Here is a 24,583-nt window from a genome sequence, read left to right on the forward strand (position 1 = left end):
ATGATACTCAAACATTTAGCTTTGGCATCTTTTGCTATTTTGTCTTTAAGCGCTTGCCAAACTACAACAGAATCAGAACCAACCCCGATTGTTAATGTGCCATTTACTGCACCTTTAGCTTCTGACTTTAGAAGTGAAATTGCTATTGCACGCTACTCAGAGTTATTGAATAGGGCTGACTTAAGCGAAGAGCAACAAGCTAAGCTTTATTACGACCGTGGTGTACTTTTTGATAGTCTAGGTATGACTACTCTTTCACGTATTGATTTTAATCGCGCAGTAAAGCTCAAACCTGATTTAGCTGAAGTGTATAATTTTTTAGGTATTCAACATACGCTTATGCAGCAGTATGAAAAAGCCTATGAGTTTTTTGATTCTGCCCTAGAACTTGATGAAGAACATGAATACGCCTATTTAAATCGAGGTATTGCACTGTATTACGGCGACAGAGCTGGCCTTGCTAAAAATGATTTTAATGAATTTCTAGCTCGCTCTCCAAAAGATCCGTACCGAGTTTTATGGGTTTATTTAGCACAAGCACAAGAAGATAAAGGCGTTGCGCTTGATGCACTTAAACAAAATGCCACTGCACTTGATGAATCACAATGGGCGTATCAGTTAATTTCTCTTTATACGGGGGATATGAGTGAACATGCATTTTTATCTGGCATTAGTGATGGTGTTAGAACTGAGCAAGAATATGCGCAGCGTTTATGCGAAGCTTATTTTTATTTAGCCAAAATGCATCAAGCAGCAGGTGAGCTGTATTTAGCTTCAGACTATTTTAGGCTTGCGCTTGCTACTAACGTACACGAGTTTATTGAATACAAATATGCGCGTTTAGAGCTTGAGTTGATGCAAGGTGTTGACGCAAGTTAAGCGTTTTAAATCAATAGGTGTATTACTATGTTGTTTGTTAATTACAGGCTCGAGTAACCATCTTGGCGCTATTGGCTTTTGGCATGTTTTAAATGCAAAAGCCAATGTGCTACAAAGTTATTGGAATTCACCTGATTATTTTTCTGCTCACCTAGAGCAGTTACCAAATACCTCTTTATCTGTACTCGCTCGCAATCAAATTTCTTCAGCACAATATATGTATTCTCTTAAGCTTATTAAAAGCGGTCAGAGCGATACTGCAAAACAATTTTGGCTCAGAGCATTAAATGAGTTAACAATTTTAGAGCGTAAAATATTAGCAGCAAAGTTACTTGACCACTCACGTTGGATCGATTTAAAATTACTCGCTAGTAAAAATAAATTACCAGCGGGGGATGTGCTAAATCATCTAAAGCTTCAGTTAAAAACACCACAGAGCAAAATATCTACCGAGTTTATTCACGATCTCGGTTTTTCATCTTTAATAAATATAAGTAAACCTAATAAGCAATGTATGTTTAACGTGCTGACTATGAGCGATCATCGTAGTGGTTTATATAAACTTACTGAGTTTATTAATGCTTATAATAAACAACCAGAGCCCCGTGAAAATATTTTTTGCTTTTCAAAGCCAGTTTACGTAGCGGGTACACTTGAGTGCAAAAGTAATGTTAATCAGGTAGCAAAATGTGATTGGCAATCATCTAAACTCAATGATCAACTACCGGAAGGTTTTGATTTTATAGTAATGATGCCCAGCGATGGAACGGCTAATGTTACCAAAGGGACAATGCTAATAAACTCAAAATCAAAATACAGTGTATTTTTGCATGAGCTGATGCATTTTAACGGTTTTGAAGATGAATACGCTTTGCCTAAAGCTAAACAAACATGGTTGTGTGCAAAGACAGGTTTTGTGGCACCTAATTTATTTATTTCTCATGATGAGTCGCCGCCAACTGGTTGGCATAAAGCGAAGAGTTGCCAGACAGGTGGTATTGCTTATAAACCTAGTGAAAATTGGTCTATTATGCAGTATCAGCAGTTAGGGCTCTCGGCGCAGTATAGAGAACTTTGGTTGAAGCATTTAGATATGACCAATGGTAATTCTTATCGCCACTCCAGCGCGCTTACATTTCCAAATAAGGCTATATTAAATTAACAATTACCAGTATTAATTAATTGTTTTTTTAGTCTCAATAAATTGTTAGTTCATGTTTAAAAAACCCCCATACAGAACCGCTTTTTATAGACAAAATCAGTGTTTTTCAGTATAACTATAGTCATTAATGTCGTTTAAAAACAGGCAGTAAAAGCATCCCTTAGTATTAAAAAGAGATGCCCTGATAAACTTATGATTATAAAAGGCCCTACATTATGACTTTGCTCTGGATACCCTTGTTATCCTTAATTGGCAGTGTTATTTCTGCATGCACAGGTAAGTTGTCCCGCAATTTAAGCACTAGTTTAACGGCTCTTGCGCCTTTGACTGCTTTGGGAATAACTTTATACCATGCACCTGCAGTTTTAGCGGGCGAAACCATTCGTTACTCTTTATCATGGATCCCGTCATTAGGGCTCGATTTATCCCTGCGCTTAGACGGCCTCAGTTTACTGTTTATGTTTATGATTTTAGGCATAGGCTTGCTCGTTATCTTATACGCCCGTTACTACCTCAGCGCTAACGACTCAATGGCTAAGTTATATAGTTATTTAATGTTGTTTATGACCGCAATGCTCGGCATTGTCATGTCTAACAACGTTATTCAACTTTGGCTGTTTTGGGAATTAACGAGCATCAGCTCATTTTTATTAATTAGTTTTTGGTGGCATAAGTCAGAAGCACGCAAAGGCGCGCGTATGGCTCTGGCTGTTACCGGGGCAGGCGGTTTAGCATTGCTTGCAGGCTTGATGCTTCTAGGTGATATTGTTGGTAGTTTCGACTTAGATGTAATTTTAGCAAGCAAAGCGATAATTCAATCTCACGATTTATACGAAGTAGCATTGGTTCTTGTATTACTTGGTGCGTTTACAAAGTCGGCACAATTCCCATTTCACTTTTGGCTTCCTCATGCAATGGCAGCGCCTACGCCAGTGAGTGCGTATTTACACTCTGCAACCATGGTCAAAGCCGGTATATTTTTATTAGCGCGTTTTTATCCTGCGCTGGCAGGCACCGACACGTGGTTTATTCTTGTTGGATTAACAGGTTTAGCTACATTGTTGTTTGGGGCTTATATAGCCTTATTTAAACATGATTTAAAAGGGCTGTTAGCCTATTCAACAATAAGCCACTTAGGTTTAATAACGCTGCTATTAGGGCTTGATACTGAGCTTGCGACTGTTGCTGCTATTTTTCATATCATCAATCATGCAACCTTTAAAGCGTCGCTATTTATGGCTGTGGGTATTATTGACCATGAAACGGGCACTCGGGACATGCGCAAACTTAACGGTATGTGGCGATTTTTACCTTATACGGCCACGCTTGCAATGGTCGCGGCTGCATCAATGGCAGGTGTGCCTTTACTTAACGGCTTTTTATCTAAAGAAATGTTTTTTGCAGAAACGCTGCATCAGCAAGTGTTGGGCTCTATGTCATGGTTAATACCGGTCTTGGCTACGATTGCGGGGGCATTTTCGGTCGCGTATTCTGCGCGCTTTATTCATGATGTGTTTTTTAATGGCGACCCAATTGACTTACCGCGTACTCCTCATGAACCTCCGCGTTACATGCGTGTACCGATAGAAATCCTCGTGGTAATTTGTTTGCTTGTGGGTATGTTCCCGCACTTTATCGTCGGCGGTATTTTATCTGCAGCATCTTCAGCTGTATTAGGCAAAGCGATGCCTGATTATGTAGTGGCTTTATGGCATGGCTTTAACTTACCGCTACTAATGAGTGCCATGGCTGTGGCAGGTGGTTTGTTTATTTATATTAATCGTCGATATTTATTTCAGTTCCAGGCTTCATTACCTCCACTCAACGCTAAAAAAACCTTTGAACGCGCTGTTTTATCGATGATAGCGTGGTGCCAATCAAGAATCAGTCAAATTGAAAATGGCTCTCTACAACGTTATATAGTTATTATGTTAGGTGTTGTATTACTGTGTGCAGGCTGGCCATTATTTGAAATGCAAGAGCTTGCTGGCACTATGCCACGGACACCGGTAGATGTTCATAATGCAATTGGCGCAGGTTTATTAATAATAGGTGCAATAGCTACTGTTATTTGGCATCGTTCGCGAGTCGTCGCGCTGCTAATGATTTCAATAGTGGGGTTAATGGTATCGGTGGCGTTTACACGTTTTTCGGCTCCCGATTTAGCGCTTACTCAATTAACAGTAGAAGTTGCTACCGTTATTTTACTTATGTTGGCACTATTCTTTTTGCCGCAACACACCCCAAAAGAGTCGAGTTCATTACGTGTATTGCGCGACTTAGGCATAGCCTCAACATTGGGTGTTGTTATTGCAAGTATTTGCTATGCATTGCTTACTCGCCCGCTAGATTCAATTTCTGACTTCTTTATTGCAAACGCTAAAACAGGCGGTGGTGGTACCAATGTAGTCAACGTTATTTTGGTTGATTTTAGAGGTTTTGATACGCTTGGAGAAATTACCGTTTTAGGTATTGCTGCACTGGGTATATTTAAAGTACTTTCGAGAATCCCACTATTTATGCCAGCCAGTGATGGAGAGGGCAGACCTTGGGCACGAGAGCGCCATCCTATTTTATTAGCCAGTATTTCACATAGCTTATTACCACTTGCCTTGTTGGTATCGGCTTATATTTTCTTACGTGGGCACAATCTTCCAGGCGGTGGTTTTATAGCAGGTTTAGTGACGTCTATTGCCTTTATTTTACAATATATGGCACATGGCTCGGCGTGGATCAGCGAACGCTTTGGTGTTAATTATAGAAAGATAATTGCGTCAGGTATTGGTATCGCACTATTTACTGGGGTAGGAAGTTGGTTCTTCGATAAGCCATTTTTAACCACATGGTTTGATTATTTTGATATTCCATTTATAGGTAAAACAGAGCTTGCCAGCGCCATTGTATTTGACCTAGGTGTTTACCTAACAGTGGTAGGTGCTACATTAATGATTTTAGCAAGCTTAGGTAATATGACAGCAGATACCCAGAAAAAAGAGGTAAATATTTAATGGAATTATTGTACGCATCTTGCGTTGGAGTATTGGTCAGTTGCGGTATATTTTTATTGCTAAGAGCTCGTACGTTTCCTGTTGTACTTGGGCTTACTATGATTTCATACGCTGTTAACTTATTTTTGTTTTCAGCGGGTCGCCTTACTATAAATAAAGCGGTGGTATTGGGTACCGGTACAGATTATGCTGATCCTTTGCCACAAGCATTAGTGCTTACTGCAATAGTGATTGGCTTTGCAATGACTGCCTTTGTGGTTATTTTAGCAATACGTGGGCGCGCCGATTTAGGCAGTGACCATGTTGACGGCCATTTAGTAAAAAGTGCAGCTGAAAGTAAGGAGCAAAAATGATTCAACATTTAGCTTCCCTCCCTATTTTACTGCCTATGCTAGCAGCCGTTATTTTACTGCTACCACCATGTGGAAAAAGTTTATATATTCGTCGTATTGCGTCGTCTATTATGGCAATTATCACATTTGCTATTAGCGTGCTTCTCTTAATACACGTACATAATACGGGTATTAACGTTTACGCCATCGGTAACTGGTCAGCACCATTTGGTATCGTACTTGTAGCCGATATGCTTTCTACGCTTTTGGTTGCGCTTACATCGTTACTTGGCCTAGGTGTTATTTTATATAGCTGTGCTGGTGATGATGCTAAGGGTAACTTTTTTCACCCACTCGCTCACTTTTTAGTGTTAGGCGTTAACGGCGCTTTTTTGACCGGTGATCTATTTAACGTATTTGTATTTTTTGAAGTATTGCTTATAGCATCTTATTCACTGCTAATGCATGCGGGGGATAAACAAAATACACGTGCCGCGCTGCAATATGTAATATTGAACTTAGTTGGTTCAAGCGTATTTTTAATTGGTTTGGGTATTTTATACGGTGTACTTGGTACATTAAATATTGCTGATATGGCTCAAAAAGTCTCGTTATTAACAGGTGACGACGTATATTTAGCTAAAGCAGGTGGTTTATTACTGTTAGTTGTATTTGCACTTAAGAGCGCACTATTACCACTACACTTATGGTTGCCAAATACTTATGCAAGTGCAAAACCTGTTGTAGCTGCGCTGTTTGCAATTATGACTAAAGTAGGCGTTTATGCGATGTTACGTGTATATACCGTAATATTTGGTGAGCAAGCGGGTTTGCTTGAGCATATGGCTCAGCCTTGGTTATGGGGCTTAGCAATTGCGACTATTATTGTAGGCGCTATCGGCGTTATGGCAGCGCAAGACCTTCGTAAGCTCACCGCAAATTTGGTCGTGGTATCAGTAGGTACTTTGGTTGCTCTTGTAGCATTGCAAAACATAAATGCAACGGCTGCACTTCTATACTATTTAGTACATTCAACTCTTGTATGTGCGGCGCTCTTTTTATTAGCTGATTTAATTGCAACTCAGCGAGGCAAGGCTGCTGACAGACTCGTTGGTGGACGTATGGTAAATCAGCCACTTCTGTTAGGAGGATGCTTTATTATTGCTGCGTTAACCGTAGTTGGTATGCCGCCTTTATCGGGTTTTATAGGAAAAATATGGATTCTTAAAACCACTTTAAATAGTGAGCAAGCTCAGCTGTTTTGGCCAGTTTATTTAATTATGAGCTTTGTATTACTCATTGCACTTTCGCGCGCAGGTACTAGCTTGTTTTGGGAACGTAAAGACAGAAAAAATGAAAGTTCAGATGGCGTAAATGCGCATCCACTGCAAGTAATCGTAATTATTGGATTACTTGCTTGCTCGCCATTGTTAGTCATTTTCGGCGGTCCAATAAGTGAATATATGCTTGATGCTGCTACGCAGTTACACGATATAAGCGGTGGTATTAACGCTGTAATTAGAGGAGGTGCGTAATGAGATTACAAGCCCGTTATCGTTGGTTACCTACCCCGTTTAGAAGTGTGTTTTTATTTGTAATATGGCTATTACTAAATAATAGCGTATCGGCAGGGCACTTGGTGCTGGCAACTTTTTTTGCCATATTTATACCGCTTCTAAGCTTTTCGCTACGCGATCCTCAGCCACTTATTTTAAAGCCAGGTTTAGCATTTAAACAATTAATTATAGTGCTTTACGATATCGTTGTAGCTAACTTACAAGTCGCTTTATTAATAATGGGCCCTGCGAAAAAGTTACGACCTGCATTTGTAAAAGTCCCAATAGATTTAATGCATAATATGCCAATTACCATACTCGCTAGTTGTGTTTCATTAACACCCGGTACGGTTAGCGCTGAGGTTTATCCTATTCCAGAATCACTCGCTGAAGGGGAAGAGCCATCGCAACGCTACTTACTGATACATGTGCTTGACTTAAAAGATAAAGAAGCACTTATCAAGCAAATTAAACAACGCTACGAAGCTCCACTAAAGGAGATATTTCAATGTTAGACATTGTATTACTCATTGTTTTTTCAATGATTGGATTATCGTTATTACTTAATTTATGGCGGTTGATCATCGGTCCGTCAGTGCCTGATCGTGTTTTAGCGCTCGATACTATGTACATTAACGTAATCGCGCTGATTATTTTATACAGCATTAGTATGGATACAGGGCTTTATTTTGAAGCTGCACTGCTTATTGCTATGCTCGGTTTTATAAGTACGGTTGCAGTGTGTAAGTATTTACTACGTGGCGATATAATTGAATAAGGTGAAAACATGATCAGCGAATGGGTTGTATCAATATTATTGTTATTTGGTGGTACGTTTATTTTAATTGGCTCAATAGGCTTAATTAAACTACCTGACTTTTTTATGCGTTTACATGGACCAACTAAAGCAACAACGTTGGGCATGGCGAGTATGTTAATTGCTGCTATGGTTTATTTTGCTAATTCAGGGCATGGCCTAAGTGTTAAAGAAATACTCATTACTATATTTTTACTAATTACGGCACCGATTAGTGGTTACATGCTAATAAAGTCGGCCATCCATCATAAGCTAAAAGCTAAAGAAGGCACTAAAGGCCTAGATAATGTAGAAGACGATTAATATAAAAATATATTTATAAAAGGCCGAATAAATTCATTTTATTCGGCCTTTTTAGTAACTGCTTGTACCCTTTACAAGACTAATTAATAATGTAACCATAAAATGATTATTTATATGAAAGGATATTATTATGGGTAAGGTACTACTTTTATCGTTACTGATTTTTTCTAGTAGTTTGTATGCTGAACAAAATACTAAGCAGCAAAAAATAGATGAACTTATTAATGTAATGAACATGGATGCAATGGTTGATTCTATGTACGGCCAGGTTGAAGGTATGATGAAAGGCATGTCAGACCAAATGGGCGTTAAGCCTTCTGAACAGGCTATTTTTGATAAATACTACAGCGACATGACGACGGTATTAAAAACCGAAATGAGTTGGGCTAAAATGCAGCCAATGATGGTTAACGTGTACGACAAGCATTTTAGTGAGCAAGAGATTGCCGATATGTTAGCGTTTTATAAAACAGATACAGGGCAAAAAATACTTGAAAAAATGCCTGTTGTAATGCAAGAGTCTATGCAAATGTCGCAAGGCCTAATACAAGATGCAATGCCAAAAATTCAAGCGATAGCAGGCAAGCTAAGTGAAGAGCTAAAAGCCTCACGCGAGCAAGCGAACTAAAGGTCGTCGATTTTTTATTAAATCCAAAGTTTTAAAGAACAACAGGCTCTAATGCTTTTACCTCTCTTATTTAAGCGCTCTAGCCAGAGCGCTTTTACTTTTTCGCTAAATCAGTTTCAGAAAATTTAAATTATGCTTTAATGCTCCTCTCTATTGACCTGTGTGTTGCACATAGGTTTATTATTGAACTATTGAAATTCCACGGGGCTAAATTATGTATGTTAAACAACTCGCCAAGTTAATGGGCGTGACTGCCGATACTGTTCGTCATTACACGCGTGTTGGGTTACTTAATCCAATACGCAGTGCAGAAAATGGCTATCAAGAATATACAAAGCAAGACCAGCAGCGTTTAAAATTTATTATTAGCTCTCGTCAACTTGGCTTTTCACTCAAAGATATTCAACACATTATAGGCGAGTCAGAGCAGGGGAATTGTCCTTGTCCGTTAACGCGTAAACTTATTACTAAACGCCTAGAAGAAACCGAAGCACTATTTCAAGAAACATTAAAATTACGAAACAGAATGCATGCAGCGCTTGAGCAGTGGGATACATCAGCCGATGGCGCAAATGCCAGTGACGTGTGTAGTTTAATAGAATCTTTTGTTGACCCAATAAACGATTCTGCAAATAAGGAGCAGCGTAATGACGACTAATACAAAAGACACCGCGCAAAACTTTATTATTGAAGGTGCTAATTGCGGCAGTTGTGTGGCTAAAATTGAAAAAGCCCTTAATAGCGTGCAAGGCGCGCAAAACGTGGAAATGAACTTTGCTGAGCGTACTGTCCGTGTAGAAGGTAAAGCTTGCGAAAGCACGCTTATTAAAGCAGTCGAAAACATTGGTTATTCAGCTAAGCCAATGAGTAACGAGTCTGATCAAGATGCACTTGATGAAAAAGCAAAGTCGGATGAGGCACATTATAAAAAGCTAATGCGTAATATGATATTAGCGTTAGGAGTCGGTGCGCCGTTAATGATATACGGGCTTATTTTTGACATGAGTGTGACCACCGACACACAACGAATAGCATGGTTTTTAGTGGGTATAGTCACGCTTGTGGTTATGGCTATATCAGGTAAACAATTTTACAACGGTGCATGGCAGGCATTCAAAAACCATGCTGCCAATATGGATACATTAATAGCACTTGGTACAGGTACTGCGTGGTTGTATTCAATGTTTGTAGTAATAGCACCAAACTTATTACCACAAGTCGCAAGACACGTATATTTTGAAGCATCATCGATGATCATCGGTTTGATTAGTTTAGGGCTCGCTTTTGAAGTAAAAGCACGTGGGCGCACCTCACAAGCAATTAAACGCTTAATTGGTCTGCAACCAAAAACTGCACGCGTAATTCGCGATGGACAAGAACAAGACATCGACATTAGTGATGTTGTAAAAAATGATGAAGTACGCGTACGCCCGGGTGAAAAAATCCCTGTGGATGGCGATGTTATTGAAGGCAGCAGTACGGTTGATGAGTCAATGCTTACTGGTGAGCCAATGGCCGTCCGCAAAAAAACGGGCGACAAAGTCGTTGCCGGAAGTATTAATAAAAGTGGCACTTTATTATTTAAAGCCACGCACATTGGTAGCGAAACCACACTTGCCAATATTATCAATATGGTAAAGCGTGCACAAAACTCTAAGCCATCAATAGGGCGCTTAGCTGATGTTATATCAGGAATATTTGTACCAACAGTCATGATTATTGCAGTACTTGCAGGGCTTGCATGGTTAAACTTTGGACCTGAGCCATCAATTGCTTATGCCGTTGTTGCAATAACCACTGTACTTATTATTGCGTGTCCTTGTGCGCTAGGACTCGCGACCCCTATGTCGGTTATGGTGGGTATTGGTAAAGCTGCTGAGTCAGGAATATTAATTCGAAATGGTGAGTCGCTGCAAACAACATCTAAAATCACTACCATGATTTTAGATAAAACAGGCACTATTACTCAAGGCACACCGCAAGTTACCGATGTAGTTACGTTTAATAACAGTGATGAAAATACAGTAATGCAACGTGTTGCAAGCCTTGAAAGTAGCTCAGAGCATCCATTGGCAGAAGCAATTACGGCACACGCTAAAAAGCAGGGCTTAACTTTAAGTAAAGTAGCTGACTTTAACGCAATTACAGGTAAAGGTGTCACTGGCAGTGTTGACGGGCAAACATTATTGTTTGGTAATAAAGCGCTAATGGATAAATACGATGTAGCCGTTGATGATGCAACCGAGCAAGCTCAAACGCTTGCCAGTGATGCTAAAACGCCCATGTATTTTGCAAGTAATAATAAGCTCCAAGCTATTATTGCAGTAGCAGATCCTATTAAAGAGGATTCAGTTGAAGCTATTAAACGCTTGCAAGATAAAGGTATCCACCTAGTTATGCTAACCGGTGACAACAAAGCCACTGCACGAGCCGTTGCTAAACAAGTTGGTATTGATGACTTTATTGCAGAAGTAATGCCCGATGACAAAGTAAACGAAGTAACAAAGCGCCAAGCAAACGGTGAAATAGTGGGTATGACAGGTGACGGTGTTAACGATGCCCCTGCACTTGCACAAGCCGATGTAGGGTTTGCAATTGGCACAGGTACCGATGTTGCAATAGAAAGTGCAGACATTACCTTAATGCGTGGATCGCTGCATGGCCTTGCTGATGCAATTGCAGTGAGTAATGCAACTATTTCAAATATTAAACAAAACCTATTTGGTGCCTTTATTTATAACGTGGCGGGTATTCCGATTGCAGCTGGCGTGTTGTATCCATTTTTTGGCATCCTACTTAACCCTGTTGTTGCAGGTGCAGCTATGGCACTTTCATCGCTTACAGTGGTAAGTAACGCTAATCGCTTACGTTTTTTCAAACCAAATAAATCGTAATTTAAGCTAAGGAGTACATTATGTTGATGATTAATATAGGTGGTGCACTGTTAATAGCTGCAATTATTTATTGGTTTTGGCTATACAAACCAGAGCAAACACAAAGTGATGACAACAAAGTAACGATAGTCGTTGATAACGGTGTTTATAAGCCAGGACACATTAAAGTGGCAGCCAACAAAGAGGTTGTACTTACCTTTGATAGAAAAGACAGCGCGCCGTGCGCCGAAACAGTGGTATTTCCACAGCTTGATATAAGTAAAACGCTGGCAATGGGTGATGGCAATACCGTTAAACTACCTGCACTTGAAGCCGGTGAATACGACTTTCATTGCCAAATGCAAATGTACAAAGGCAAGCTAGTTGCCCAGTAATCTGAGCTAAGTAGGTATTGGGGTCGTATAGTTGCTTTATATAAGCTGTATAAATAGATGAGTAGGAGTCGTTATACTCAATGAATAAACTAAACCCTAAAAAATTATTGAATAGTAAATGGACCGCAACACCTGCTATAAATAAAGAAAAACACTTCATTATTGTTGAGGTGGAATTTGATGAAGACGGCAATGTAATTGAATGTATTACTGAGGCTGTTATGTCAAAAAATCAATATCCAATCAGTTGGCGAGATTTAAAAGATAACCAAAAGTGGCTACAAGGGTGGAAGTAGTTTAAATCTATATAATTTTACCTTCCTCAAATAGTGGCACTTTTAGCGGCACTTTTGCAGATAGCTGGCACACGATATAGGTTTGCTTAACTCAAGCGAACCTATATTTTGCAACGCATTAAATTATGAGTTGAATGCTACAATTTAGCCTTCACATTGCAACCTTCCTAGATAAATTCGCCATTTGGCAACAAAACAGTTAATTTCAAAATATCCCTTCAGAATTTTTATAATAAATCTCAAAAATAATGTAACTTACTGATTAAAAATAAATTAATTATTTAGTAGCCGCGAATAAATCCTATGTAATTTCCATGTTCATATTCAGTTTATTTTGAAGACTAGCCCAAACGCTCCCTTCATTGGCTTTTTAGCAAAAGTGTGTCTTTTTAATTAAGCTTAACCAATTGATTTATAATGTTTTATTATTTTTAGTTAAATGGCTGTTGCTAAATAGCAACAATAACACCTCCCCAAATTAAGCTTTTCTCGCTTTATATCATTTAACTCATTGTTTTTAAATAACAAATAAAAAGTGGCACCGAAGTTGTAATACCTAGAGTGTATTAAGCAAAACGTGATGAAAGCCAAAGGCCTTAATCGCAACAACCCAATGAAGGAATACTATTATGAAAACATTTCAATCAACATTAGTACTAATGGCGCTAGCTTCTTCATCAGCGGCTTTTGCAGCAACAGATTTTGATACGCTAGACGTAGATGGCAATGGCGCAATTAGCCAAGCCGAAGCATCAGTAGATGCAGAACTTTTAAGCAAATTTGAAGAACTCGATACAAACCAAGATGGTGAGCTATCTGAAGATGAGTTTTCTAAGGCCTAAAATTAAAGCCTTAAGCAGTTAATGCTCTGTAATGTTATCTAAATTCTGAGTTGCCAAAGACAACCTAAGTAGGCAAGGGAGCCTACTAAAAAGAATAACCAGGAAGTGACTAGAGAGCACTATAGAGCAAATTTATTTAGGACACTGTCTACTTTTGAAGGATTAAATTATGAAAAAGCTACAATCAACATTTGTACTTATGGCTATTGTTTCTTCGTCAGTAGTATTTGCAAACACAGACTTTGCAACAGTCGATGCAGACGACAACGCTTCAATTAGTCGCTCTGAAGAGTCACTGCAAGTGATAGAGCAATTTGACGAGCTGAATGTTCAAAGTAGCGGTGGCCCGACAGAAAATGATTTTTTTGAATACTAATTTATAGACACTTTACTCCTAAAGGATCTTTGAAAAGGACTTCTTACCTCTAATCAGGCTCAAAGCCTAAGGAAACGATTATGAAAACATTACACAAAACTCTAGCCATTGTAGCCCTAGCTTCTTCTTCAGCGGCGTTTGCTGCGGTAGATTTTGATTCTTTTGATACAGATGGTGACGGCGTAATTAGTAAAACAGAAGCCCAAGTAAACTCGCAACTAGTACAGCTTTTTGATCAATTAGATACAGATGGAAATGGCGAATTATCTAAAGAAGAGTTTTCAAAGGTTCAGTAGCAGGCTCTATATTTAAGTTAGCCTAAACCCTTACCAGTCATACTCGCAAAGCAGCTAAGTAATTAATACTTAGCTGCTTTTTTGTGCATTTAATTTAATATATTACTATTTAGTCACCAAAGTAGTGCAAAAGTTGAGTTTTAATAGTGTCAAGTTACTGATTATTAAGTTATTTTATTGTTGGTTTTAAACTTGCAAATCTATTTATAACTTAGGTCAATGAGTATTTAAAATGGCGCGGATGAGTTATATCAGTAGTGTTGAGCGTTACCACGAATATGAGCATGTAATACACAGCTTACTTGAATCTATTTTGATGAGTATTGAGGATGGGTTAACTAAAGAGCGTGATACTCGCTATCTGATTAAGCAGTACCCATTTTTAGAATTACAATATTGTTTAAATGCAGAAGGTTTGCAGCAGGGTAATAATGTCTGCTTTAAACGCGCATATAGCAAAAAGTTAGGTGAAAGTGGTAATCAACAAGATTTAAGCGAGCGACCCTATTTTTGAACGCTAAAGCAAGTAATAGAGTGTGCTTTACTGATCCCTACATTTCAATAGCGACTAATCATTTATGTATATCGGCGATTAAAGAGCTAAAAAAACCAATTAATAATCAGCATTATTTGGTCGTTGATGTGAGCTTAACGCAGCTTATTGAGTTTGTAATGGGTGATACTGCGCGCGCTAATATGTCGCCTTACTTCAAAGCAGGTTACGGTATTATTGTGGCGTGCTTATTTTGCTTAGTATTATTTTTATTGAATATCGTTTTTAGTGATATATACGCGCTATTAACCCATGTAGATACCTCATCAGACCCACTTGAACCCTTTAGCATCATTATTTACATCACCTTGGCATTAGCAGTATTCGATTTAGGTAAAACAATACTCGAGGAAGAAATCCTTATGCATAAGGATATTTTTAGGCACTCATCTACGCGGCGCACTATTACACGGTTTATATCTACTGTGTTGATTGCTATTTCAATTGAGGCCCTGTTAACTATGTTTAAAGCGGCGTTGGGACAATCGGAATATTTAATGCCTGCAATAGCGATGATGCTTGCAGTAGTGGGGCTTTTAATTGCACTGGCTATTTATGTTTATTTAGGGGCAAAGGCTGAAACGCTATTAATGCGCGCTCGTTTAAAACAAAAATCCTCCAAGTAGGAGGATTTTTTATATTACATAACTATTTAATAGCTGTTTATTGCTTATCTTGTGCGCGTTTTGCTTTAAAGTCAGACTCGCTCGTCCATTTTGGCCAATCGCCATTATTTGCAAGCTGTGTGGCTATATCAACAATAAGATCTATATCTTGCTTAACACCACCTAACGACCAATCAGCTGAGTAATCGTCTGCTTCTTTATGGTATTTATGCGCAATGTACTCAGGATCGGTATCACCCAGACTCATAAATAATAAACTAGGCACGCCTTGCTTAGAAAGCGAGAAATGATCTGATCTAAAAAACAAACCATTTTGCGGGCGAGGATCCATTTTAACAACGCGGCCTTGAGCTTTAGCAGCCTTCGCTAAATAGTTTTCCATTGTCGATAAATCTTTACCGTATTGTAAAATGTAGTCAGTGCCATCAAGCACGTTCATGCCATCAATATTTAATAAACCGACCATTTGTTTTGTAGGTACAACCGCACCCGATGCAAACTCTTCAGAACCAATTAACCCCGTTTCTTCTGCTGTAAAGTTAGCAAAAATAATTGAGCGTTTAAATGGTTTTTGCTTGTTCATTTTGCTCATTATACGTGCTATTTCAAGGGTTGCTGCCGTGCCAGAAGCATTATCTACCGCGCCGTTATAAATCTTAGGGCCGGTATCAGTTTGCTTCGTACCAAAATGATCCCAGTGAGCGCTAATGACAACGTATTCGTCAGGTGATTCGCTTCCTGTAATTTGTGCTACTACGTTATGCGATTTTGCATGTGATACTTCGTTTTTAAAGGCAAGATTTGCTTTTAAGTTAAGTGGCGTCGCTTTAAAATCGTCATTTAATGCTGCTTGTTTTAAATCTTGATAGTTTAGCTTTGCGGCGTTAAACATTTGCTCAGTCGCATCACGTGTTAGCCAGCCCATAACTGGTAATTTAGACGCGTTTAAATTGTTATCCATTAACGTGTATTTAGTGCCGGTGTTTGAACTTTCAACTACGCCCCAAGGGTACGCTGCGGGTGCTGTTTCGTGGACAATAAATACAGCCTTTGCACCTTGGCGAGCGGCTTCTTCATATTTATAAGTCCAGCGACCGTAGTAGGTCATTGCGTTACCAGTAAAAAGGGCGTCGTTTTGAGTAGCAAAGCCTGGATCGTTAACGAGCACAACCACTGTTTTACCGGTTACATCAATATTTTTATAATCATTCCAGTTATATTCTGGTGCATTAATACCGTAGCCCGCAAATACAATGTCAGAATTGCGTACATCAATTAATGGCTGAAGTTGCTCGGTACGTGCGGTAAAGTCTTTACCTGATTCAAAGCTCAAATCGCCTACCTTTAACTGCATATCCTGATTAGCTGTCACCATTGCCATTTTTACAGGCTGTAAGTATTTACCTTTATAAGCACCGGTTAAACCCAGCGCTTTATATTGCTCGCTTAAGTAGCCTACTGTTTTCACTTCGCCATGAGTAAGCGGGCCGCGACCTTCAAAGTCATCCGAGGCTAGCGTTTTAATATGCTGTTTAATGTTACTAAGGCTTACACCTGCGGTATTTTCTAATGGGGTTTGTTCGCTTGCAGGCTCTGAGCAGCCAAAGAGTGCAACTAGCAGGCTTAGGCTAGCGCTTTTTAAAAGAGTAGATGCCATAGTTTTCATATCGTTATTTAATTAGGCTTTCAATATAAAGGAAGCACCGCAGTGATGTCGAATTTTTATAGAGAACTTTTCATTCAATTGCAGATTGATTTTATAAGGCGTAGTAATGAGCGACAATGTAATAGGCATACAATGAGCCAATGTAAATATCTGTCCGAGTCATTAGTTTTTTAGCTAAATACAATGCTTAATACTTGGCACTAAAAGCAAAAAACCAGCATTAGCTGGTTTTTTTGCATAGGTTGCAGTTAGCTTTATGCGTCTGCAAATTTTACGCGGATCTTACTTTTATCAACAGTAGATTGGTTAAGTGCAGTAATTGCGCTTTTACTTTCTATGTCGTTTGGCATTTCTACAAAGGCAAAACCTTTAGATTGGCCAGTTTCTTTATCAAGTACCAAGTTACAGGTAGTCACTTTACCGTGCTCTGCAAATAAAGTACGAAGCTCATGCTCAGTGGTAGCACGAGACAAGTTACGAACTAATAGTTTCATAATGAACCTAAATAATTATGTCAGTGCTAATTATCTCAACTTAGATGGGTTTAACCTAATTTTATTTGATAAATGGTAAAAAAAACTTATCACATACAAAAATGCCGTTAGTTTAATTTATTAACTAACGGCATTTTTTACGATAAAAGTAGTTTAATACTTAAGTTTACTTATTTCACTTCTTTACCCGCTGCTTGTTGATCAGCATGGTAGCTTGAACGTACAAACGGGCCAGAAGCCGCGTGAGTAAAGCCAATTTCGTCTGCATACGCTTTTAAGCCGTCAAACTCTACTGGTGGCACGTAGCGTTTAACCGGTAAGTGATGCTTAGAAGGTTGTAGATATTGGCCTACAGTTAGCATGTCAACGTTGTGTGCACGTAAATCGCGAAGTACTTCTTCAATTTCGCTAATTTCTTCACCTAAACCTACCATTAAGCCTGATTTAGTTTTTACTTCTGGATGAGCTTCTTTAAAGCGACGAAGTAACTCTAATGACCATTTATAGTCAGCACCTGGACGAGCTAGTTTGTACAAACGTGGCGCAGTTTCAAGATTGTGGTTAAACACATCTGGTGGCGTCTCGATTAGTATCTCTAGTGCACGGTCCATACGACCACGAAAATCTGGTACTAAAATTTCGATAGTGATTGTTGGATTGTGCTTACGAATCTCGCGAATACAATCTGCAAAATGCTGTGCACCACCATCACGTAAATCATCACGGTCAACCGAAGTGATTACAACGTAGCTTAGCTTCATATCTTTAATAGTAAGTGCTAGCTTTTCAGGTTCAGTGGCATCAGGTTTTAATGGGCGACCGTGAGCAACATCACAAAATGGGCAACGGCGAGTACAAATAGCACCTAAAATCATAAAGGTAGCTGTACCGTGGTTAAAACATTCAGATAGGTTAGGGCATGAAGCTTCTTCACATACCGAGTGTAAGCCATGCTTACGTAGCGCTTTTTTTATACCGTCAATACGATCGGTTGATTTAGGTAAGCGAATTTTTAACCATTCTGGCTTACGCAACATTTCAGTTTTTTCTGTAGGTAAAACTTTTACTGGGATCAACGCCATTTTTTCTGCGTCGCGTAGTTTTACACCTGGTTCCATTTTGACTGGTTTATTCATTCGTTTTCAAACCCTTCAGTATGCTTAACCTGTGTTGCATTAAGCTTATTGATCATGTGTTTTACCAATCCCTCACCCGCACTTTCTAGGTTTTGAGGACCATCTAATTCTTTAGTTTGCACCATATTCATGCCCGCATAACCACATGGGTTGATGCGTAAAAATGGACTTAGGTCCATGTTAACATTTAATGCTAAGCCATGAAACGAGCAACCACGACGAATCCTTAACCCAAGGGATGCAATTTTGCTGTCGTTAACGTAAACACCCGGTGCATCAGCTTTAGCATAAGCTTCAATACCATACTCGGCGAGTGATTCAATAATGCACTCTTCAAGCCACGTAACTAGTTCACGTACACCAATCTTTAAACGACGTAGATTAAATAATACATACATCATTTGCTGGCCAGGACCGTGGTAAGTTACTTGCCCGCCACGGTCAACTTTAATCACCTCAATGTCGCCAGGAGCTAGTAAGTGTTCGTCCTTACCAGCCTGACCTTGGGTGAATACACTCTCGTGCTCTACAAGCCAAATTTCATCTGGCGTATTTTCATCACGGGTGTCGGTAAAGTCCTGCATTTTTTGCCAAATAGGCATATAACGCTGACGACCCAGTTGGCGTACGATCAAAGTGTTTTCGTTCACAACAAATCTCAACTATGGATTAAAGCATGTGGCGTACGTCATCAATATTGCTGATCACGTTGTAAATTTCTTCAATGTGTTTGCCACTAGTAACTGTTGCTACAAGGCTTACTGACTCGTAATTACCTTTGCTGCTTGGTTTTACTTTAGGGGCGTAATCGCCAGGTGCTATTGGTTGTAACTTAGCTAAAATTTGATCAGTTAAGTTTACGTTAGCTAAACCCATTATTCTGAATGTAAATGGGCAAGGGTACTCTAGGTACTCATCAAATTTAGTATCTTTAACAGGTTGAACCACGACGGTGACTCCTCATACAAAAGTGTGGACTCTATGCAAGCTTGAAGCTTAATACAGATAGGCAATTAGCAGTCTTGCTTATATGGGGCGCATTCTAACATTTTTCAAGCAAAAAAAAACGCCTCACAGTGGAGACGTTTAAATTAGTTACCTAGTTAATAGGGGAGATATAAGTTACTGCATGATCTGTAAGCGTAAGTAATCATAAATTTTGCTAAAGAAGCTGCCTTCTTCCACTTCTTCAAGTGTTACTAGTGGGTATTGAGCAATATCTTCGCCCTCTAGTTGTAAGAATAACGTGCCTACTTTAGTACCTTTAGCAAGGGGTGCTTCAAGCGTGTTATCTAGCTCAAAGTTAGCTTTAAGGTTTTTATGCTGACCACGTGGGATAGTAATTGGTGTATCTTCTAAAATACCTAAAGATACGTTCTCTTTGTTGCCCATCCAAATACGTTGTTCTGCAAAGCTATCGCCTGCTTTGTACGGAGTAATTGTTTCGTAAAAACGAAAACCATAGTTAAGTAGCTTTTTACTTTCCACCTTACGAGCTCGTTCGCTTGAGGTACCCATAACAACAGCAATTAAACGCATATCGTTTTTAGTTGCTGAGGTAACTAGGCTGTAGCCAGCTTCTGATGTATGCCCCGTTTTAATGCCATCAACATCTAAGCTTTCATCCCATAATAATGAGTTACGGTTATATTGCTTAATGCCGTTATAAGTAAACGATTTTTGCTTATAAAGTGCATATTCATCTGGCACATCACGAATAAGTGCAGCGCCTAGCGTTGCCATATCGCGTGGCGTTGTAAAGTGCTCGTCAGTATCAAGGCCGTGGCTGTTGATAAAGTGGCTGTTGCTCATACCTAATTTAGCAGCATGGGCATTCATTAAATCAGCAAATGCGCTTTCGCTTCCAGCAATATGCTCAGCCATTGCTACACATGCATCATTACCTGATTGAATAATAATACCGTGGTTAAGCTCATCAACACTAATTTGTTTACCTACTTCAATAAACATCTTTGAAGATTCTGGAAAGTTTTTAGCCCATGCTTTTTCGCTTACCGTTACCATATCGGTAGTGGCAATATTACCTGCTTTAATTTCAGTACCAATTACATAACTGGTCATCATTTTAGTCAAACTTGCAGGTGCTAGCTGTGTATCGGCTTCACCTTCAGCAATAACTTTACCTGTTGTAAAGTCGACTAAAAAATAACCTTTCGCATTAACTTGAGGTGGTGCCGGAATAATTTGGGCGCTGGCTGAGAATACGGCGGCTGTACAAACTAGACCGCATACACCTTTGAGGATTTTATGTTTAATAGATTTCATCATACTCATTAATGGTTAAAGTTAAAGATTCGCGTTACGCCATTCTATACCCAAACTACCCCGAGATGCGAGTTTCAGTTGGAGTTAAAAACGATTTAGGCAAGGCATTGATTGCAAATAATAGTTACTCTATTGTTCAAATCAATAACGCAGTATAAATCGTTTTTAAACCAACCCTTAGGGCGTTTCACTGGAGCTTACTCTCTGTGTTGTTACTTTTTAAAAGGGATTACCATTTCTACAAAGTAACGCCTAGATATTAAGCCCCAGTGCAACGCTGAATTCTGCATCCTGGGGTAGTTTGGGTATTAGTCTTACTGAGTGTAAAGCAAGAACGCGTTTTGAAATTGATTTTCTTTTAATTTTTTTAATACTTCATTTGCATGAGGGGTATCGTTTATTGGCCCTAAATGCAGTCTGTAAATATCGTCTTTTTGCACAATATTTGTTGGTAATTTGTATTGCTCTCGCAATGTGCTGGCAAGTGCTTCAATATTAGCAAGTGTACTACCTGCAGCTACCTGAATATAGGTTTGACGCGCAGTTGCGCCCGCAAGCGTAACGGCCTCTAGCTTAACCTTTGCTGTACCATGGGTGTAATAGCCAAGCTTATAAGCGGCTGCGTACGAAAGATCAATTATTCTATCGTCATGAAATGGGCCACGGTCGTTCACGCGTACGATTACCGACTTACCATTTGCTGTATTGGTTACTCTAACAAAGCTAGGTAGGGGGAGCGTTTTATGCGCTGCGGTCATTGCAAACATATCGTAGGTTTCACCATTTGAGGTGTGATAACCATGAAACTTACGACCATACCAAGAGGCAATGCCTTCCTCACTATAACCCGTCTCATCAAGCATGGGCGAATAGCTTTTACCAAGGACTGTGTATGGGCGGCTAGCGCTAGCACTTTTAGTTACTTCGGTAACTATAGCGTCTTGCATCTCAAGTGTAGTTGGGGCTCTTAATGGCGCTGCATCATGACGCATGCTATAACGGCTACTAGAACCGCTACTACAAGCACTTAAAAGTAAAATCAATAATGTAGTAAATATAAACTGATTTGTGTGTCGCATTATTTTAAAAGCATCCTTTTATCTGTCGCTATTGACATAATAATGCCAAAGCCAGCCATTAACGTCACCATCGATGTACCACCATAACTAATCAGTGGTAAAGGTACGCCTACAACAGGTAATAAACCCGATACCATGCCTATGTTTACGAACACATATACAAAAAAGGTGAGGGTGAGTGCGCCTGCGAGCAATTTACCAAATGCATCTTGTGCATTAACAGCAATGTACAAACCACGACCAATAATAAATAAGTACAGGCTAAGTAAAACACATACGCCGAATAGGCCAAATTCTTCGCTTAAAACCGAAAATATAAAGTCGGTGTGGCGCTCTGGCAAAAACTCTAATTGCGATTGTGTACCAAGTAACCAGCCTTTACCTTCTATGCCGCCTGATCCAATAGCAATTTTCGATTGAATAATATGATAACCCGAACCAAGCGGATCGCTCTCAGGGTCTAAAAAGGTGAGTACACGTTGCTTTTGATAATCGTGCATACCGTAGTGCCAAAATGGCCATGCAGCAAGTGCTACAATCGAGCTTAAAAAGCCTATCAAACGCCAACTCAAACCAGACAAAAATAATACAAATATACCTGAGCTTGCAATAAGTATGGCCGTACCTAAATCGGGTTGCTCTTTAATTAATAATGTAGGGAGCATTACAATAATAAAACCAATAATTAAATGCAATGGACGAGGGGGTAGGTGATTACGCCCTATATACCAAGCTACCATCATCGGTACAGCTAACTTCATTAATTCTGCAGGTTGAAACCGCGTCACCCCTAAATCAAGCCAACGCTGCGCGCCTTTTGAGCTTACTCCAAATAAAAGTACACCCACTAGCATTAATAACCCAACACAATAAAGTGGGATCACTAACCGCTTTAATGTTGCAGGTGAAAACTGGGCTAAAACAATCATAGCAACAATAGCACCGCCCATACGGGTCATGTGCCTAATCATCATAGAAGACTCTTGCCCGCTTGCGCTGTAAACAACCATTATGCTGCCAGCCATCATTATAAGTAGTGCAATAAGCAGCGGTAGGTCTAGGTGCATACGCATCCAAATAGAGCGTTTATCGTGCAAAGCGGTCATGGTGCCTCGTTCCTTGCAAGATTAACAGGGTTGGCTGCAAAGTAGTAATCCATAAGTTGGCGAGCTATTTGAATGCCGCCGTGGTTGTTTTCTAATACAACAGAAACCACAATTTTAGGATCGCTATAAGGTGCAAAGCCTACATAAATTGTATTATCGCGTTGGCGTTCTTTAAGAGATTTTGCATCGTAGCGTTCACCTTGGGCAATACTAACTACTTGCGCGGTACCGGTTTTACCAGCAGAGTCGTAGTTAGTCCCTTTAAATGCTTTGTGGGCTGTGCCTGATATTTTTTGCACTGTATTATGCATTGCATCTAACGATACTTGCCAATGGCGCGGATCTTTTAAAATAACTGGGGGTTTTTCTTCGTTGTTAATTTGCGTTATATCGTTATCTTTTTTTATCACTTGTACCAAATGAGGTGGATGATTAATACCACGATTAACTAATATGTTAGTCGCATTTGCAATTTGAATAGGTGTGGCAGTCCAGTAACCTTGGCCAATCCCTACCGAAATAGTATCACCGCGCCACCAAGACTCTTTAAAGCGTCCTTCTTTCCATTCTTTTGAAGGGAGAATAGCCGTAGTTTCTTCGTGAATATCAATACCTGACAAATCACCGTAGCCAAAACGGGCCATAAAATCGCTTATTTTAGTAATACCTAACCGATAAGCCGCATCGTAAAAATAGGTATCGCATGACTCTTCAATCGCCTTATATACATCAACATGACCATGGCCCCAACGTTTCCAGTCACGCCATTTGTGTTCAACATTTGGAATTTGAAAAAAGCCAGGGTCCCACATTGATGTTGATTCATTTACTATATTTTCTTCTAGCGCTAATACAGCCATTAACGGTTTTACTGTAGAGGCCGGTGCGTAACGGCCTTGCGTAGTACGGTTTATTAATGGCCGGTCTTGGTTAAGCAGCGCTTTATAATTTTTGCTGCTAATGCCGTGTACAAATAAGTTTGGATCGTAACTTGGGTTTGAATAAAGCGCCAGCACGCCGCCATCTTTGGCGTCCATAACGACAACAGCGCCGCGCATATCTTTAAGCGCGTGTTGTGCTATTTGTTGCAAGCCCACGTCTAAAGTAAGCACTAAGTCGCTACCAGGTTGCGGTTGGGTCATGCTCAGGGTGCGTATTACACGGCCACGGTTATTAACTTCTACCCGCTGTGAGCCTACTTTACCGTGCAGTGTTTCTTCATAGTATTTTTCTATGCCGAGTTTGCCAATATCATGAGTGGCGCGATAATTGGTTGCACGGTCTTCTTGCTCTAATTGGTTTAGCTCTTTTCTATTAAGCTTGGCAACATAACCGAGCGCATGCGTTAGAGTGTCGCCAAATGGGTAGTAGCGGGCAAGGCGTGCCTCAATGCTAAAACCAGGGAATTTATGCTGATTAACCGAAAATTTAGCCACTTCTGTTTCGTCTAAGCGGGCTTTTAATACTTGTGATTTAAAACGACGGGTGTGTTTTATATCTTTTAAAAAATCTTGTTTGTCTTGCTCTGTAATCGCAATTATTTTACTTATTTGATCAAGCGATTCGTCAAGGTCGTCTACCTCTTCGGGGATGACTTCAAGGTTGTAAACCGGTTTGTTTTCAGCAAGTAGCACACCGTTCCGGTCGTAAATTAAACCTCGGTTGGGTGCAATAGGAATAACTTTAATGCGATTATCGTTGGAGCGGGTTTGGTAGTCTTGGTGATCTTCGACCTGAATAGTATAAAGATTAGAGAGTAATACTGCGACTAATCCCAATACAAAAACAAAACCCACGAATGCTCGCCTAGCAAATAAGTTTGCTTCTGCGGAGTGGTCACGAATAGTGGGTCTATGTTTTAGCATGGCAAGGGG

At 39.7% G+C, this 24,583-nt stretch carries 25 protein-coding genes and 1 pseudogene; 17 read left to right on the plus strand and 9 right to left on the minus strand.

The window, feature by feature from the left end; genetic code table 11:
- The 17 genes and pseudogenes from nlpI (at position 1) to EU510_RS17535 (ending at position 14,942) form a co-directional block, all read left to right on the plus strand.
- Entirely contained in the window at positions 1-879 is an 879-nt protein-coding gene (gene nlpI / locus EU510_RS17455) for a lipoprotein NlpI (protein WP_149594530.1), read from the plus strand.
- On the plus strand, positions 866-2,041 hold the full coding sequence (locus EU510_RS17460) for a hypothetical protein (protein WP_149594597.1): 1,176 nt from the start codon (positions 866-868) through the stop codon (positions 2,039-2,041). Before nlpI ends, EU510_RS17460 begins: the two co-directional genes overlap by 14 nt.
- A 215-nt stretch (positions 2,042-2,256) precedes the next feature.
- Complete coding sequence (locus EU510_RS17465; protein WP_149594531.1) at positions 2,257-5,049, plus strand: monovalent cation/H+ antiporter subunit A; 2,793 nt, start codon at positions 2,257-2,259, stop codon at positions 5,047-5,049.
- Positions 5,049-5,402, plus strand: a complete 354-nt coding sequence (locus tag EU510_RS17470) for a Na+/H+ antiporter subunit C (protein WP_149594532.1) — start codon at positions 5,049-5,051, stop codon at positions 5,400-5,402. The genes EU510_RS17465 and EU510_RS17470 overlap by 1 nt, the downstream gene beginning before the upstream one ends.
- The gene (locus EU510_RS17475) at positions 5,399-6,916 is read left to right on the plus strand and encodes a monovalent cation/H+ antiporter subunit D (RefSeq protein WP_149594533.1); all 1,518 of its coding nucleotides are present in this window, start codon (positions 5,399-5,401) and stop codon (positions 6,914-6,916) included. The genes EU510_RS17470 and EU510_RS17475 overlap by 4 nt, the downstream gene beginning before the upstream one ends.
- Positions 6,916-7,452, plus strand: coding sequence for a Na+/H+ antiporter subunit E (locus tag EU510_RS17480; RefSeq protein WP_149594534.1), 537 nt, complete (start codon positions 6,916-6,918; stop codon positions 7,450-7,452). The genes EU510_RS17475 and EU510_RS17480 overlap by 1 nt, the downstream gene beginning before the upstream one ends.
- Positions 7,446-7,715 (plus strand): K+/H+ antiporter subunit F, encoded by a 270-nt coding sequence (locus tag EU510_RS17485; RefSeq protein ID WP_008165886.1) that lies wholly within the window; start codon positions 7,446-7,448, stop codon positions 7,713-7,715. Before EU510_RS17480 ends, EU510_RS17485 begins: the two co-directional genes overlap by 7 nt.
- 9 nt (positions 7,716-7,724) lie before the next feature.
- Entirely contained in the window at positions 7,725-8,057 is a 333-nt protein-coding gene (locus tag EU510_RS17490) for a Na+/H+ antiporter subunit G (protein WP_007378492.1), read from the plus strand.
- A 130-nt stretch (positions 8,058-8,187) separates the two neighbouring features.
- The gene (locus EU510_RS17495) at positions 8,188-8,685 is read left to right on the plus strand and encodes a DUF2059 domain-containing protein (protein ID WP_149594535.1); all 498 of its coding nucleotides are present in this window, start codon (positions 8,188-8,190) and stop codon (positions 8,683-8,685) included.
- A 214-nt stretch (positions 8,686-8,899) separates the two neighbouring features.
- Positions 8,900-9,343 carry a MerR family transcriptional regulator gene (locus tag EU510_RS17500; RefSeq protein WP_149594536.1) on the plus strand — a complete coding sequence of 148 codons (444 nt, stop codon included), beginning with the start codon at positions 8,900-8,902 and terminating at the stop codon, positions 9,341-9,343.
- Positions 9,333-11,579, plus strand: a complete 2,247-nt coding sequence (locus EU510_RS17505; protein ID WP_149594537.1) for a heavy metal translocating P-type ATPase — start codon at positions 9,333-9,335, stop codon at positions 11,577-11,579. The genes EU510_RS17500 and EU510_RS17505 overlap by 11 nt, the downstream gene beginning before the upstream one ends.
- Positions 11,580-11,599: 20 nt before the next feature.
- On the plus strand, positions 11,600-11,953 hold the full coding sequence (locus tag EU510_RS17510) for a cupredoxin domain-containing protein (protein WP_007378488.1): 354 nt from the start codon (positions 11,600-11,602) through the stop codon (positions 11,951-11,953).
- A gap of 80 nt (positions 11,954-12,033) precedes the next feature.
- Entirely contained in the window at positions 12,034-12,249 is a 216-nt protein-coding gene (locus EU510_RS17515; protein ID WP_002958506.1) for a TIGR02450 family Trp-rich protein, read from the plus strand.
- 629 nt (positions 12,250-12,878) lie between these two features.
- Positions 12,879-13,091 carry a calmodulin gene (locus EU510_RS17520; RefSeq protein WP_007585535.1) on the plus strand — a complete coding sequence of 71 codons (213 nt, stop codon included), beginning with the start codon at positions 12,879-12,881 and terminating at the stop codon, positions 13,089-13,091.
- Between the two features lie 169 nt (positions 13,092-13,260).
- Positions 13,261-13,467 carry a calmodulin gene (locus EU510_RS17525; RefSeq protein ID WP_149594538.1) on the plus strand — a complete coding sequence of 69 codons (207 nt, stop codon included), beginning with the start codon at positions 13,261-13,263 and terminating at the stop codon, positions 13,465-13,467.
- 80 nt (positions 13,468-13,547) lie between these two features.
- On the plus strand, positions 13,548-13,763 hold the full coding sequence (locus tag EU510_RS17530) for an EF-hand domain-containing protein (RefSeq protein WP_149594539.1): 216 nt from the start codon (positions 13,548-13,550) through the stop codon (positions 13,761-13,763).
- Positions 13,764-13,995: 232 nt separating this feature from the next.
- A pseudogene (locus EU510_RS17535) lies at positions 13,996-14,942 on the plus strand (PDC sensor domain-containing protein).
- A 37-nt stretch (positions 14,943-14,979) separates the two neighbouring features.
- Here the strand turns inward: EU510_RS17535 and EU510_RS17540 are convergent.
- The 9 genes from EU510_RS17540 to mrdA all read right to left on the minus strand — a co-directional run bounded on the left by EU510_RS17540 (position 14,980) and on the right by mrdA (position 24,574).
- Positions 14,980-16,599, minus strand: coding sequence for a M28 family metallopeptidase (locus EU510_RS17540; RefSeq protein WP_149594540.1), 1,620 nt, complete (start codon positions 16,597-16,599; stop codon positions 14,980-14,982).
- A 263-nt stretch (positions 16,600-16,862) separates the two neighbouring features.
- The gene (locus EU510_RS17545; protein WP_149594541.1) at positions 16,863-17,102 is read right to left on the minus strand and encodes an RNA recognition motif domain-containing protein; all 240 of its coding nucleotides are present in this window, start codon (positions 17,100-17,102) and stop codon (positions 16,863-16,865) included.
- 170 nt (positions 17,103-17,272) lie between these two features.
- Positions 17,273-18,238: a lipoyl synthase gene (gene lipA / locus EU510_RS17550; protein WP_002958515.1), complete on the minus strand. Its 966-nt coding sequence runs from the start codon at positions 18,236-18,238 to the stop codon at positions 17,273-17,275.
- Positions 18,235-18,888 (minus strand): lipoyl(octanoyl) transferase LipB, encoded by a 654-nt coding sequence (gene lipB / locus EU510_RS17555; protein ID WP_149594542.1) that lies wholly within the window; start codon positions 18,886-18,888, stop codon positions 18,235-18,237. Before lipB ends, lipA begins: the two co-directional genes overlap by 4 nt.
- 19 nt (positions 18,889-18,907) lie before the next feature.
- On the minus strand, positions 18,908-19,186 hold the full coding sequence (ybeD, locus tag EU510_RS17560; protein ID WP_002958517.1) for a DUF493 family protein YbeD: 279 nt from the start codon (positions 19,184-19,186) through the stop codon (positions 18,908-18,910).
- 174 nt (positions 19,187-19,360) lie between these two features.
- Positions 19,361-20,524: a serine hydrolase gene (locus tag EU510_RS17565; protein WP_002958518.1), complete on the minus strand. Its 1,164-nt coding sequence runs from the start codon at positions 20,522-20,524 to the stop codon at positions 19,361-19,363.
- Between the two features lie 314 nt (positions 20,525-20,838).
- Positions 20,839-21,603, minus strand: a complete 765-nt coding sequence (locus EU510_RS17570) for a septal ring lytic transglycosylase RlpA family protein (protein ID WP_149594543.1) — start codon at positions 21,601-21,603, stop codon at positions 20,839-20,841.
- Positions 21,603-22,709 (minus strand): rod shape-determining protein RodA, encoded by a 1,107-nt coding sequence (gene rodA / locus EU510_RS17575; protein ID WP_149594544.1) that lies wholly within the window; start codon positions 22,707-22,709, stop codon positions 21,603-21,605. The genes EU510_RS17570 and rodA overlap by 1 nt, the downstream gene beginning before the upstream one ends.
- Positions 22,706-24,574 (minus strand): penicillin-binding protein 2, encoded by a 1,869-nt coding sequence (mrdA, locus tag EU510_RS17580; RefSeq protein ID WP_149594545.1) that lies wholly within the window; start codon positions 24,572-24,574, stop codon positions 22,706-22,708. Before mrdA ends, rodA begins: the two co-directional genes overlap by 4 nt.
- Between the last annotated feature and the right edge of the window lie 9 nt (positions 24,575-24,583).

It is taken from the genome of Pseudoalteromonas sp. FUC4 (assembly GCF_008370255.1).
Lineage (GTDB): Bacteria > Pseudomonadota > Gammaproteobacteria > Enterobacterales > Alteromonadaceae > Pseudoalteromonas.